Annotated in this window: 11 protein-coding genes; 2 read left to right on the forward strand and 9 right to left on the reverse strand. The window is 60.3% G+C overall.

Features of this window, described 5'->3' with window-relative positions; genetic code table 11:
• Window positions 1-169: 169 nt before the first annotated feature.
• Window positions 170-1,303, forward strand: coding sequence for an AGE family epimerase/isomerase (locus AB7M25_RS27405; RefSeq protein ID WP_429382482.1), 1,134 nt, complete (start codon window positions 170-172; stop codon window positions 1,301-1,303).
• Between the two features lie 11 nt (window positions 1,304-1,314).
• Here the strand turns inward: AB7M25_RS27405 and AB7M25_RS27410 are convergent, their stop codons facing one another.
• From AB7M25_RS27410 to amaB, 9 genes are all read right to left on the reverse strand, one after another.
• Complete coding sequence (locus AB7M25_RS27410; protein WP_429382484.1) at window positions 1,315-2,220, reverse strand: cation diffusion facilitator family transporter; 906 nt, start codon at window positions 2,218-2,220, stop codon at window positions 1,315-1,317.
• Window positions 2,221-2,392: 172 nt separating this feature from the next.
• The gene (locus tag AB7M25_RS27415) at window positions 2,393-3,163 is read right to left on the reverse strand and encodes an SDR family oxidoreductase (protein ID WP_217837041.1); all 771 of its coding nucleotides are present in this window, start codon (window positions 3,161-3,163) and stop codon (window positions 2,393-2,395) included.
• A gap of 838 nt (window positions 3,164-4,001) precedes the next feature.
• A complete protein-coding gene (locus tag AB7M25_RS27420) occupies window positions 4,002-4,718 on the reverse strand; it encodes an ABC transporter ATP-binding protein (RefSeq protein ID WP_429382489.1) in 717 nt (238 codons plus the stop codon).
• Complete coding sequence (locus AB7M25_RS27425; RefSeq protein WP_104451543.1) at window positions 4,715-5,587, reverse strand: ABC transporter ATP-binding protein; 873 nt, start codon at window positions 5,585-5,587, stop codon at window positions 4,715-4,717. The genes AB7M25_RS27420 and AB7M25_RS27425 overlap by 4 nt, the downstream gene beginning before the upstream one ends.
• Window positions 5,584-6,867, reverse strand: coding sequence for a high-affinity branched-chain amino acid ABC transporter permease LivM (livM, locus tag AB7M25_RS27430; protein ID WP_429382491.1), 1,284 nt, complete (start codon window positions 6,865-6,867; stop codon window positions 5,584-5,586). Before livM ends, AB7M25_RS27425 begins: the two co-directional genes overlap by 4 nt.
• A gap of 3 nt (window positions 6,868-6,870) precedes the next feature.
• A complete protein-coding gene (locus tag AB7M25_RS27435; RefSeq protein ID WP_104451545.1) occupies window positions 6,871-7,785 on the reverse strand; it encodes an ABC transporter permease subunit in 915 nt (304 codons plus the stop codon).
• Between the two features lie 240 nt (window positions 7,786-8,025).
• Entirely contained in the window at window positions 8,026-9,159 is a 1,134-nt protein-coding gene (locus AB7M25_RS27440; RefSeq protein ID WP_007979707.1) for an ABC transporter substrate-binding protein, read from the reverse strand.
• A gap of 364 nt (window positions 9,160-9,523) precedes the next feature.
• On the reverse strand, window positions 9,524-10,807 hold the full coding sequence (gene amaA, locus AB7M25_RS27445) for an L-pipecolate oxidase (protein ID WP_015093244.1): 1,284 nt from the start codon (window positions 10,805-10,807) through the stop codon (window positions 9,524-9,526).
• 141 nt (window positions 10,808-10,948) lie between these two features.
• Window positions 10,949-12,439, reverse strand: a complete 1,491-nt coding sequence (gene amaB, locus AB7M25_RS27450) for an L-piperidine-6-carboxylate dehydrogenase (RefSeq protein WP_007973303.1) — start codon at window positions 12,437-12,439, stop codon at window positions 10,949-10,951.
• A 174-nt stretch (window positions 12,440-12,613) separates the two neighbouring features.
• On the opposite strand from amaB, the gene AB7M25_RS27455 reads away from it, so the two are divergent.
• Window positions 12,614-13,519, forward strand: a complete 906-nt coding sequence (locus AB7M25_RS27455; protein ID WP_104451548.1) for a LysR family transcriptional regulator — start codon at window positions 12,614-12,616, stop codon at window positions 13,517-13,519.
• The last annotated feature ends 28 nt before the right edge of the window (window positions 13,520-13,547 follow it).

The following is a 13,547-nucleotide window of genomic DNA, read 5'->3' on the forward strand; positions in this document are numbered from 1 at the left end:
CCAGCGCCTGAACCGGCCTCTTCGCGGGCAAGCCCGCTCCCACATTGGAATGCGTACACCTGTGGGAGCGGGCTTGCCCGCGAAGACGGCCTGACAGACACCGCATCGCTCAGGCCGACCTCTCTGCTAACATGTCGCGCAATCGCCCCTGCCGTGACGACGCCAGCCAATGCCACCTGTTTCCCGCTCCGCCTCCCAGCCTGAATTGACCACCCTGTTCGCCTCGGTGCAGCAGCACTTCCTGAACGTCATCGTGCCGCTCTGGCAAGGTCCGGGCTGGAATGCCGACATGGCGTTGCCCTACGAGGCGCTGGATGCCGAACACCAACCGCTGCCACCGCAACGCTACCGGGCCATGGCCTGTGCGCGGCAGTTGTATCTGTTTGCCAGCCTGATCGGTCAGGTGCCGGGCGCCGAAGAGCGTGCCGCCGCGTTGTTCCGCTCGTTGCAGCGGCACTTCCACGATGCCGAGCACGGCGGCTGGTTCTACAGCGTCGATGCTCAAGGGACGCCGCTGGATCAGCGCAAGGACCTCTACACCCACGCATTCATCCTGTTCGCCTGCGCCCATTACTGGGACAAGGTCCGCGAGCCGCTGGTGGAGTCGGTACTCAACGCCTCGCTGGAAGTGATCGCGCAGCGTTTCGCCACGGACGACGGTCTGTATGAAGCCACGCTCGACCGCGACTGGGCATCGCTGGGCAGCGGCCCCTTGCAAAACCCGCTGATGCACCTGGCCGAAGCGTTCCTCGCCACCCTGTCGGTGCGTGAAGATCTCGACGTGCAACACGCACTCATCGAGTTATGCACAGCCCTGCACGCGCGCTTTATCGATCCGCAGCACGGCGTGTTGATGGAAAAGCCGCTGGGGTCTGTGGATAACTGGTTTGAACCGGGGCATCAGTTCGAGTGGTATTTCCTGCTGGAATCCTCGGCACTGCTGCGCACTTCGACCCTGCATGCCGATCTGGAAAGGGCCTTCGCCTTTACCGAGCAGTTGGGCGTCGATCAACAGAGCGGTGCGGTGCGAGCCATGCTCGACCTCGAGCCAGGTGGCGGCGTCCGGGATGCCACACAGCGTATCTGGGCCCAGGCCGAATACCTGCGCGCCCTGACGCTGCGTCCGGACAGCGAAGCGGATGTATTGCGTCAATTGCAGGCATTGCAGCAGCGCTCACTGCATACCGGCGGCTGGTATGAATGCCGTGATGAACGTGGTGAAGTCAGTCGCCGCGACATGCCGTCGACCACGCCCTATCACCTGGCGACCTGTTATCGCGGGCTGGCTGAATATCTGGCCTGACCGAAGTGCCATCACTCAATCCACTTGCGATCCCCGGTAAAGCTGATGGTCAGCCATCGTGCGGCATCCGGCTCGCCAAGCTTCGCGGAAATTTCTTCGCGCAAACTGTCCAGTTGCCCCACGCCGTCCAGCCAGTAATCCTTCGGCAATACGATGTGGATCTCGATAAAACACGCCCTGCCGTGCTTCTGCACGTAGGAAATGTAGTCGTCGAAACCATGCTCGGCCTTCGCCACCTCCATCACCTGACGCACCTTGTCGTCCAGCTGGTCCGGGACGATCCCCAACACATCGCGCAAGGCCGGCCCGAGGATTTTGAACGCCGGGGGGAGCATGCCCAGGGCCAGCAGAATCAGGATCATCGGGTCGACATACACCGCCCACTTGGCGTAACCCTGCGTCTTGAGCAGCAGCGCGATGAGGAAACTCACCAGCAGCCCCGCCGACAGCATCGCGTCCACCAGCCAACTGATGTTGTCGAACTGGATCAGCGATGAGTTGAGCGTGCGGTTGCGATGGCGGACGTAGAAAAAATAAATGAGCTCGACGACGGTAAACACTGCCGCATAGACGATCACCAGTCCGAGTTCGACCTCGCGGCCACCACTGATGATGCCGAACACGCCGTTGAGAAAGGCGTAAATGGCGACCAGGAAAATGAAACTACCTTCGATCACCAGCACCATGGGTTCCAGGTGCCAGGAACCGAACTGGAAGCGCTGGTTGCTTTCCTTGGCAATCAGCCGGGCGGTGATCAGCATCAGGACCTTGATAAAGGCCGCGATCAACGAAAAGAAGCCATCGAACAGGATGGATTGGGCACCCGACACAAAACCGGTGATGATCCCGGCAAATGTCACGGCGAGCATCAGGAAGGTCGATTGTTTGAGCAGCGACTGCTCGCCTCGATTACTCACTGGATCTCCTCTAATACCTCTAGACCGCCGGGTGCGGCGGGTTGCTTGAGGGAGGAGTCTAGCTGAAGCTTTGTGTCGCCTGAGCCGCCCCCTTCGCGAGCAAGCCCGCTCCCACAGGTTTCATGTGATCCCTGTGGGAGCGGGCTTGCTCGCGAAGAACGATGACTCGGTATTAAGCCTTGCCACCACTGCGATCAATAGCAAACCCGGCCCAGGTCTGGCTCACCGGCATCAGCTCCAGGCTGTTGATGTTGATGTGCGCAGGTGCATTGAGCACCCAGAAAATGGTGTCGGCGATGTCTTGCGGCTGGATCGGTTCGGCGCCGGCGTAGGTGGCGTTGTAGCGCTCCTGGTCACCGGCAAAACGCACCAGCGAGAACTCGCTCTCGCACAGGCCCGGCTCGATGTTGCTGACCCGTACACCTGTGCCCTGCAGGTCGCAGCGCAGGTTCAGGGAGAACTGTTTGACGAACGCCTTGGTCGCGCCATACACGTGGCTGCCCGGGTACGGGTAGTTGCCGGCGATGGACCCCAGGTTGACGATGCCGGCGCCACGACCGTGGGCGATCAGGCGTGGCAACAGCAGACGGGTGCTGTACATCAGGCCTTTGACGTTGGTGTCGACCATGGTGTCCCAATCGTCCAGGTCGCACTTGGGTGCCGGATCGACGCCCAGGGCCAGCCCGGCGTTGTTGATCAATCCGCGCAGTTTGGCAAAGGATGGCGGCAGATTGGCAATCGCCTCCTCCATGGCCTTGCGATCACGCACATCGAGCACCAGGCCATGGACTTCGGTCTGCTTCGACAGCTCGGCGCACAGCGCATTGAGGCGCTCTTCACGACGGCCTGTCAGCACCAACTTCCAGCCTGCGTCGGCAAAACGACGGGCACAGGCTTCACCAAAACCGGAGGTCGCGCCGGTAATAAACAGGGTGTTGGACATCGTGTTCTCCTTGCTTCGGCTGATCGCCAGCCATTGGAATGGTAAGTCAGCAGGCAGAATGCCCGGCCTTGCCCATAGCGGCAACCGCACTTTCTGTACAAAAAACGAGCAATCCTCGCAACCCCTTGGCCAGCCTGGCTTGCAGCCATGTGCACGCACGTTATCCACAGGCCGGTCCACAGTCTTTGGGGGCAAGTGGAAAAGCTGCAAGCCGCTGTCCACAAGGCTTTGCGCGGCTTTTTGAAACTTTTTTGCTTGACCCTCAATAGCCGGCCGTGTAGCCCCTGGGGATTTTCATGACTGACGGGTCAAACCAGCGCTGGCGCCAAGCCAGTAACCACGGCCTTCAGCCGGGTCTTTCCAGAGTTTAATCACAGACTTATCCACAGGCTTGTCCACGCTGATTCCACCCACTTTCATCTCGAACAAAAAGGTTGACAAAGCGCTCTTCAAGTTGCGCAAAAACACTTGATCAAAAACTGAACACCCCCCTGCAGGCCCCGGTTTAAAAGGCCTCCAGCCAGCTACTCCCACGTTATTCACAGCCGGCTCCACAGCAAACGGGGACAAGTCAAAACCGTGACAAAACAACTATTTGCAGCGGCTTTATGTCGCGCTTCGGGAGCTCTTGAATATTGTTTTCCACAATTTCCTGCGATCCCTGTAGGAGCGAGCTTGCTCGCGATGGACGTGAACGATAACGCGGGAAACCAGACACCCCGCAGCGTTCTCCGGTTTATCGCGAGCGAGCTCGCTCCTACAGGGAAATTGGCGGTGTTTGGAGATGAAAAAAAGCCCCGGCGATTGCGCGCCGGGGCTTGTGCATAAGCACTGAAACTCAGTGCCCGCCGAGGTAAGCGTTACGCACATCCTCGTTGACCAGCAGTTCCTTGCCGGTACCGGTCATGCGGATTTCGCCGTTGACCATCACGTACGCCCGGTCCGACAACCGCAGAGCGTGGTTGGCGTTCTGTTCCACCAGGAAAATGGTCATGCCGGTCTTGGCCAGTTCTCGCAGGGTCGCGAAGATCTGTTTCACCACGATCGGCGCCAGGCCCAGACTCGGCTCATCCAGCAGCAACAACTTGGGCCGGCTCATCAGGGCGCGGGCGATGGCAAGCATCTGCTGCTCGCCACCGGACATGGTCATCGCCCGCTGAGTACGCCGTTCTTCGAGCCGCGGGAACAGCTCGAACATGCGTTGCATGTCTTCCTTGGCGTACTTGTCACCGATGGGGATGGTGCCCATCAGCAGGTTTTCCTCGACTGTCATGTCGGGGAACACCCGCCGCCCTTCCGGCGACTGCGCGATGCCGTTGGAGGCGATGTAGTGGGACGACTTGTGGGTAATGTCCACGCCCTGATAAAGGATCTGCCCGTCGGCGGCCCGTGGCTGGCCGAAGATCGACATCAGCAGGGTTGACTTGCCGGCGCCGTTGGAGCCGATCAGGCTGACGGTTTCGCCTTCGTTGATGTGCAGCGAGACGCCTTTCAGGGCCTGGATCGGGCCGTAGAACACGTTCAGGTCCTTGAGTTCGAGGATGGGTTTGCTCATACCACCTCCTCTTCGTCGGCGCCCAGGTACGCGGCAATCACTTTCGGGTCGTGGCGGATGTCGTCGGGACCACCCTCGGCGATGACGATGCCGTGGTCCAGCACCACGATGTGGTCGGAAATGCTCATTACCATGCCCATGTCGTGTTCGATCAGCACCACGGTCAGATCGTGCTCATCGCGCAGCAGCCGGATCATCGCGCTCAGCGCTTCGGTTTCCTGAGGGTTGAGGCCGGCGGCCGGTTCGTCGAGGCAGATGATCTGCGGACGGGTGCACATGGCGCGGGCGATTTCCAGGCGGCGCTGCTGGCCGTAGGACAGTTCACCGGCCAGGCGGTTGGCGCAGTCCACCAGGTCCACCACTTCCAGCCAGTAGAAGGCATGGTCCAGTGCATCGCTTTCGGCCTTGCGATAGCCCTTGGTGTTGAGGATGCCGGCCAGCATGTTGCGGTTGACCCACATGTGCTGGGCCACCAGCAGGTTTTCCAGCACCGACATTTCCTTGAACAGGCGAATGTTCTGGAACGTCCGCGCCAGGCCGGCACGGTTCACCAGGTGGGTGCCGCCGAACATCTTGTAGCGCAGCCGGGTGATGAAGCTTTTTGGCGAAACGAAATCGGTCGGTTTGAACGATTCGCCCAGCAACTTGATGACGTTGGTCTTTTGCCCACGCACGTTCAGTTCGATCTTGCCGCCGGAGGCCTTGTAGAACCCGGTCAGGCAGTTGAACACCGTGGTCTTGCCGGCGCCGTTGGGGCCGATCAGGGCGAAGATCGAGTTGCGCTTGACCTTCAGGCTCACATCATTCAGGGCCTTGATGCCGCCGAAGTGCATCATCAGCTTCTCTACGGAGAGTACGACTTCGCTCATGGCGCTACTCCTTTACGCGGCGTCACACCGGTACGGCTGATCCGAATCAGGCCGCGCGGTCGCCAGATCATCATCAACACCATCAGGATGCCGAACAGCAGCACGCGGTACTCGGCGAAGCCTCGCAGCAGTTCCGGAGCGACGGTCAACACGAAGGCTGCAATCACCACGCCTATGGTCGAACCCATGCCACCCAGTACCACGATGGCGAGGATCAATGCCGATTCGAAGAAGGTGAACGAGGTCGGGTTGACGAAGCCCTGGTAGGTGGCGAAGAACACCCCGGCCAGACCGGCCGTCGAGGCACCGATGGTGAATGCCGAGAGCTTGACCAGTACGTGGTTCAGGCCCATGGAACGGCAGGCGATTTCGTCTTCGCGCAGGGCTTCCCAGGCGCGGCCGACCGGCATGCGGGTCAGGCGATGCTTGATGTACAGCACAGCCAGCACCACCAGGAACAGCACCGCGTAGATGAAGTAGTACTTCACGTCGGGGTTGTAGGCGATGCCGAAGAACTCATGGAACGGCACGCCGCCGTCCTTGGCTCGCTTGCCGAACTCCAGGCCGAAGAAGGTCGGCAGCGGTGCCGGCATGCCGTTCGGGCCGCCAGTCAGCGACAACCAGTTGTTGAGGATCAGGCGGATGATTTCACCGAAGCCCAGGGTCACGATCGCCAGGTAGTCACCGTGCAGGCGCAGCACCGGGAAACCGAGAATGCAACCGGCCAGGCCGGCGATGATCGCCGCCAGTGGCAACACCGTCCAGAAGCCCAGCCCGAGGTATTGGTAACCGAGTGCCAGACCGTAGGCACCGATGGCGTAGAACGCCACGTAACCGAGGTCGAGCAGGCCGGCCAGACCGACCACGATGTTCAGCCCCAGCCCCAGCAGTACGTAGATCAGCCCGAGGATGACCACGCCCAGCAGGTAGGAGTTGGAGAAAAACGGCAGCGCCACGGCGATGACGATCATCAGCGGGATGATCCAGCGCAACCGCGACTTGTAGTCCGGCGCCAGCACATGCACCCCGGAGCCTGTCGTTTCAAAGCCTTCAAGGATTTTCAGGCCCTTGCCTGTCTGCAGGAACATGCTCAGGGCAAAACGTCCGGCCATGACGATCGCCACGATCCACGCCACCCGGGTGGTTTCCAGGTTGAAGCCATAGCCATCGAGAACGACGCCGACAATCGGCCCGAACACAATCAGGGCAATGAGGCCGGCAAGAATCGCGTCAACCAGACTTTTTTTGATATCAATGGTTTTTTTAGTGGTTGAAGACATCGCTTACACCTTCGACACAAGAGGACGGCCGAGCAGGCCTTGAGGCCGAAAGACCAGAACGAGGACCAACAGCGAGAAGCTGAAAACGTCTTTGTAGTCCGAGTTCACCAGACCGGAAAACAGCGACTCGGAAATCCCGAGAATGATCCCGCCGAGCATCGCCCCGGGCAGGGAGCCGATCCCGCCGAGCACCGCGGCGGTGAACGCCTTGATCCCGATGATGAAGCCGGCATAGAAGTCGAATGTGCCGTAGTTCATGGTGATCAGCACGCCGGCCAGGGCCGCCATCGCTGCACCGATGATGAATACGTAGGAAATCACCCGGTCGGTGTTGATCCCCAGGATCGAAGCCATCTTGCGGTCTTGCTGGGTTGCACGGCACATGCGGCCGAGCTTGGTGTACTTGATGACGTAGGTCAGCAGGCCCATCCCGACGAACGCTGCGACCAGAATGAAGACCTTGGTGTAGGTCAACTGAACGAAACCGGTACCGATATCAACGCGCCAGGCACCCGTGAGCAAAGTCGGAACGCCTTGTTGCTTCGCGCCCTGGGAGATCTGTGCGTAGTTTTGCAGGATCAGGGAAATACCGATTGCACTGATCAGCGGTGCGAGTCGAGTGGAGTTGCGCAGGGGTTTGTAGGCGACACGCTCGATGACCCAGCCATACACCGCCGTGACGACGATGGTGAAGATCAGTGTGCCAAGCATCAGCAGCGGAAAGGATTCGATACCGAAGTAAGCCAGCAGAGCCAGACTGATTGCCGCGAGGTAAGCGGAAATCATGTAAACCTCGCCGTGGGCGAAGTTGATCATGCCGATGATGCCATAGACCATTGTGTAGCCGATGGCGATCAGGCCATAGACCGACCCGAGGGTCAGGCCGTTGACCAGTTGCTGCAGGAAAATACCATCCATAACGCAATCTCACGCAATGAGAACCTGCACATGTGGCTGTGCGGTTCTTCTAAGGAAAATACAGATATACGTCGGAGCAATGACACTCACGATCAGGCTGGCCACCACCGCCCCCTGTAGGAGCTGGCTTGCCAGCGATAGCGATGTATCAGCCAACATGGATGTCGACTGACCTGGCGCATTCGCGAGCAAGCCCGCTCCCACAAGGGATCCGTGGGGTTCAGATGATCGAATCAGCCCTTACTTCTGTTTTTCCAGCTGGTGGTATTTGCCGTCCTTGTCCCACTGGTAAACCACGTAGTCGGAGACTTTCAGGTCGCCCTTGCTGTCCCAGGTCTTCTCGCCCATGACGGTCTTGACCGGGTTCTTCTTCAGCCATGCGGCCGCTTCTTCGCCCTTGTTGGACTTGGCGCCGTTGAAGGCTGCTGCCAGGGCCTGGACCGAAGCGTAGGCGTACAGGGTGTAGCCTTCAGGCTCGGTACCGGCCTTGCGGAAGGCGTCTACCACGGTCTTGCTGTCTGGCAGCAGGCGTGGGTCGGCACCGAAGGTCATCAGCACGCCGTCAACGAATTGCGGACCGCCAGCGGTGGTCACCAGTTCGTCGGTCACGATGCCGTCGTCGGACATGAACTTGACGTCTTTCAGGCCTTGTTCACGCAGTTGACGCACCAGAGGACCAGCTTCCGGGTGCAGGCCACCGAAGTAGACGACGTCAGCGCCAGCGCCGCGGATCTTGGTCACGATGGTGCTGAAGTCTTTCTCGCCACGGGTCAGGCCTTCATACAGCACAGGCTTCACGCCACGCTTCTCAAGCTGAGCCTTGGTGGCATCCGCCAGGCCCTGACCGTAGGTGTCCTTGTCGTGCAGCACGACCACTTTCTTGCCCTTGAGCACGTCGACGATGTAGTCGCCGGCCACGATACCTTGCTGGTCGTCACGCCCGCACATACGGAACATGGCGCTCAGGCCGCGCTCGGTCACAGCCGGGTTGGTGGAGCCAGGAGTGATGGCGATGATGCCTGCTTCGTCGTAGATCTCGGAGGCCGGGATGGTCGACGAGGAGCAGAAGTGACCGACCACGCCGGCGACTTTCTGGTTGGTCAGGTCCTTGGCGACCGTCACAGCCTGTTTCGGTTCACAGGCGTCATCGCCCTTGACCAATACGATTTTTTCCCCGTTGACCCCGCCCGACGCGTTGACCGCATCGGCCGCCGCTTGCGCACCCTTCATGTACTGTTCGCCAAATGCCGCGTTGGCGCCTGTCATTGGTCCCGCTACGCCGATCTTGATGTCAGCCTGAGCAAACGCAGAAACACCCAGCGCAGTTGCTACTGCGAGGGCCAGAAAGCCTTTCTTGTAAAACGTCTGGGACATGAGGTGGTGCTCCATGGTTTTTTTTAATTGGCACTGCGACTTCACTGAATGCTCAGAGCAAGGGCCGTGCCATCGGTTTTTTATTCTGAAAAAAGTCGCTGCTTTCTTGTTATTTCGACTGTTTCTGGCCCATTTTCATTGGGCGTGCAACCGTCTAAACCGCGGAAGGTAAAACCATTATTTTTTTGAGGCGCAACCCGCCTGCGCCATCATTGCAACCGCGGCTTTAAACGACGTGCAACCAGCCTGTAACAACGTGCGTCACCGAAGTGCACACTGCTGGTGCGAGACTGCTACAACCCGCACCACTACAGGCTAGCTGCAGATCGAAAAAGCGCCGCTTCCCCACTGCAAAAATCAACATTCAGATCACGATCCGCAGGCACTGGCCTGCGTGATACAGCGAGAATCCCGCCTCATACAGACAGCTGCGCAACCCCACCCCGGCCAATGGCTGCATGGGCGCGAAAGGAATCGGTAGCGCTTGAGGATTTCCGTTACACAGGTAATCAGCAAAGGCCTTGCCGACCACCGTTCCCGTGGTCACGCCCCGCCCGTTGTAACCGGTGACTGCCACCAAACCGGGCGCTGGCTCGAACAGGCGCATCAAATGATCGGGGGTGAAGGCAATGCGACCGGTCCAGGTGCACTCCCATTCCACCGGCTTGAGGTACGGGAAATAGTGCTGCTGCACCCGGTCGGCCCAGGCCTTGAGGAACCAGGTCGGCTTCTGATTGCCATTACCCAGGCTGCCAAGCAACAGGCGACCGTCTTTATCCCGACGGATACTGCTGAGCACCTGTCGGGTGTCCCAGGAACCCTGGCCACCGGGCAGAATTTGCCGGGCGGCTTCTTCGGTCAGCGGCACCGAGGCCACCTGATAGTAATAACCGGGGAAGAAATTACGCCGCAGCTCCGTCCAGTCGCCTTCGGTGTAGGCATTGGAAGCAATCACCACTTTCTCGGCCATCACCGAACCCTGGGCGGTTTGCACCGACCAGCGCTGGCCTTGGCGTTCGAGCCGGGTGACCGGGGAATGATCGAACAATTGACCGCCCAGGCCGATGGCCGCCTTGGCCAACCCCGTGGTGTAGGCCATCGGGTTGAGCGTGCCAGCGCGGCGATCGAGCAATGCCGCGGCGATCTTTTTGGTGCCGGTGGCTTGCTCGCAGGCCTGACCGGTGAGCAGCTCTACCGGCGCCCCACGGCGCTTCCATTGTTCTTCACGGCTGCGCAAGTCGGCTTCGCCACGGGCGTTGTGCGCCATGTGCAGCGTGCCTTCGCGGCGCAACTGGCAATCGATGTTGTATTTGTCGACAAGGCTGAACACCAGGGATGGCGCCGCGCCCAGCATGCGGTTGAGCTGGCTGCCGACCTCAGTGCCGAACCCGGCTTCGATCTCGTCCGGGGGAATCCACATCCCGGCATTGACCAGCCCGACATTGCGCCCCGAGCCACCATGGCCGGCGCGATGGGCCTCCAGCACACAAACGGTCTTGCCTTGCTCCAGCAGATGCACCGCCGCCGACAAACCGGTAAACCCGGCGCCGATGACGCAGACATCCACCGTGACCTCACCCTTGAGGGCCGAATTGTCCGGCCTTTGCGGCGTCAGTTTTTCCCACAGACACTCTTCGCGTAACGGCATTGCCAGACTCCAACAGAAACCTAACCAACACACAAATCACTGTAGGAGCGAGCTTGCTCGCGAAAAACGTCATGGCAACGCGTTTAAACAGCAAGCCCGCGTTATCGTTGACGATCATCGCGAGCAAGCTCGCTCCTACAATTAATCGAACGTGATGCCCTGCGCCAACGGCAACTCCAGCGAATAGTTCACGGTGTTGGTCTGGCGGCGCATGTAGCCGCGCCATGCATCGGAGCCGGACTCGCGACCGCCACCGGTTTCTTTCTCGCCGCCAAACGCGCCACCAATTTCCGCGCCGCTCGGGCCGATGTTGACGTTGGCGATGCCGCAGTCGCTGCCCACCGCCGACATGAACTGCTCGGCTTCACGCACGTCGGTGGTGAAGATGCACGAGGACAGGCCTTGTGGCACGGCGTTGTTCAGGCGCAGCGCTTCCTGGAAGTCGGTGTAGCCGACCACGTACAGGATCGGGGCGAAGGTTTCGTGGCAGACCACATCGCTCTGCTCAGGCATTTCGACGATGGCCGGCGAAACGTAGTAGGCGTTCGGGAACTGGTCTTCCAGCTGACGCTTGCCGCCGAAGACCTTGCCGCCTTCGCTCAACGCCTGCTCCAGCGCATCCTGCATGTTGTCGAAGCTTTGCTTGTCGATCAGCGGGCCGACCAGGTTGCCTTCCAGCGGATGGCCGATACGTACTTTCGAGTACGCGGCTTTCAGGCGGGTGACGATTTCTTCTTTCACCGATTCATGAGCGATCAGTCGACGCAGGGTGGTGCAGCGCTGACCGGCGGTGCCGACGGCGCTGAACAGGATCGCACGAACAGCCATGTCCAGGTCGGCGCTCGGGCCGAGGATCATGGCGTTGTTACCGCCCAGTTCGAGAATGCTGCGGGCAAAGCGCGCGGCCACTTTCGGTGCCACTTCGCGGCCCATGCGGGTGCTGCCGGTGGCGCTGATCAGCGCTACGCGCGGGTCGTCCACCAAGGCTTCGCCGGCATCGCGGCCGCCGATCACCACCTGGCACAAATTCGCAGGCGCATCGCTGAAGTTCTTCACGACGCGGTCGAACAGCGCTTGGCAGGCCAGCGCGGTGAGCGGGGTCTTTTCCGACGGTTTCCACACCACCGGGTTGCCGCACACCAGTGCCAGCGTGGTGTTCCAGGCCCAGACCGCGACCGGGAAGTTGAACGCACTGATCACCCCGACAACACCCAGCGGGTGCCAGGTTTCACGCATGTGGTGGCCAGGGCGCTCGGAAGCGATGGTCAAACCGTACAGCTGACGGGACAGGCCGACGGCGAAGTCGCAGATGTCGATCATTTCCTGAACTTCACCCAGGCCTTCCTGAGTGATCTTGCCGGCTTCCCAGGACACCAGTTCGCCGAGGTCGGCCTTGTATTCGCGCAACACTTCACCGAATTGACGCACCAACTCACCACGGCGCGGTGCCGGAACCTTGCGCCACAGTTCGAACGCATGATCTGCGCGACTGATGTGCTGCTCGACTTCAGCCGCGCCTTCCCAGTTCACGGCGGCGATCCTGCTGCCATCGACCGGCGAATGCACCGGCACTTTGCCGTTCTGGTACAGGGCCGGATTCACACCTAGACGATCAAGCAATGCGGCAACCATGGGTCACTCCTCAAGCAAAAGACAGAACATGTGCAGCCGGAAAATCACGGCTGATCAGACCTGTAGTTTTAGCTGCCCGGAGGTTACTCAACAAACGACCTTTAAGAGAGATATCATTCCGTTTATTCATGCTGTGCATTGCTGGCAATAAGAAACAAGAACCAAGGACCGCCCATGCTGAATAAACGCTACCTGCCATCGATCGCTGCGTTGCAGTGTTTCGAAGCCGTCACCCGGCACTTGAGCTTCACCCGGGCTGCCGAAGAGCTGAACCTGACCCAGAGCGCCGTGAGCAAACAGGTCGCGCAACTCGAGGAGCTGTTGCAGCACTTGCTGTTCCGGCGGGTGCGCCGCCGCCTGCAGATGACGCCGGCCGGCGATCTGTACCTGGTCGAGGTGCGAAAAATCCTCACTCAGGTCGAAATGTCGACCCATTACCTGCGTTCCTACGGTGGCGAAACCGAAGTCCTGCGGGTTTCGACGCCGCCCACCTTCGGCGCGCGCTGGCTGGTACCGCGCCTGAAAGGCTGGCGTCTGCGGCACCCGTCGATCCATCTGGACCTGTGCAGCGAGCAGGAAGCCGACGACCTGCTGCAAGGTCGCAGTGATCTGGCGTTCTACTTCGGCCAGGGCTCGCGGCCCGGCACCGAATGCCTGAAGCTGTTCGGTGAAGAGCTGGTGCCCGTGTGCGCACCGGGTAGCCTGCCGGACACGCCGTTCACCGACCCGACGCAACTGACCGACCTGGTCCTGCTGCAAAACGCCTCCCGCCCCCAAGCCTGGCATGACTGGTTCGACCACCAGGGTTACCACACCGAGCACAGCTACCACGGCCCGCGTTTCGAAACCTTTTATATGTGCATCCGTGCCGCCCAGGTTGGCTGCGGCGTGGCGCTGCTACCGCGCTTTCTGGTGGAAGAGGAACTGGCCGACGGCAAGCTGGTCATTCCCTGGCAGCATGCAATGCCCAGCAGCGACGCCTATTACCTTGCGTACCCGGAGCATTCGGCGGAAGTGCCCAAGGTGCGGGACTTTGTGAAGTGGATGCTGGAGCAGGTTGATAGCCCGGAGGCGACCTGATTGGCGCCATCGCCTTGTAGGAGCTGGC

The sequence above is a fragment of the Pseudomonas sp. AP3_22 TE3818 genome (genome assembly GCF_053628995.1).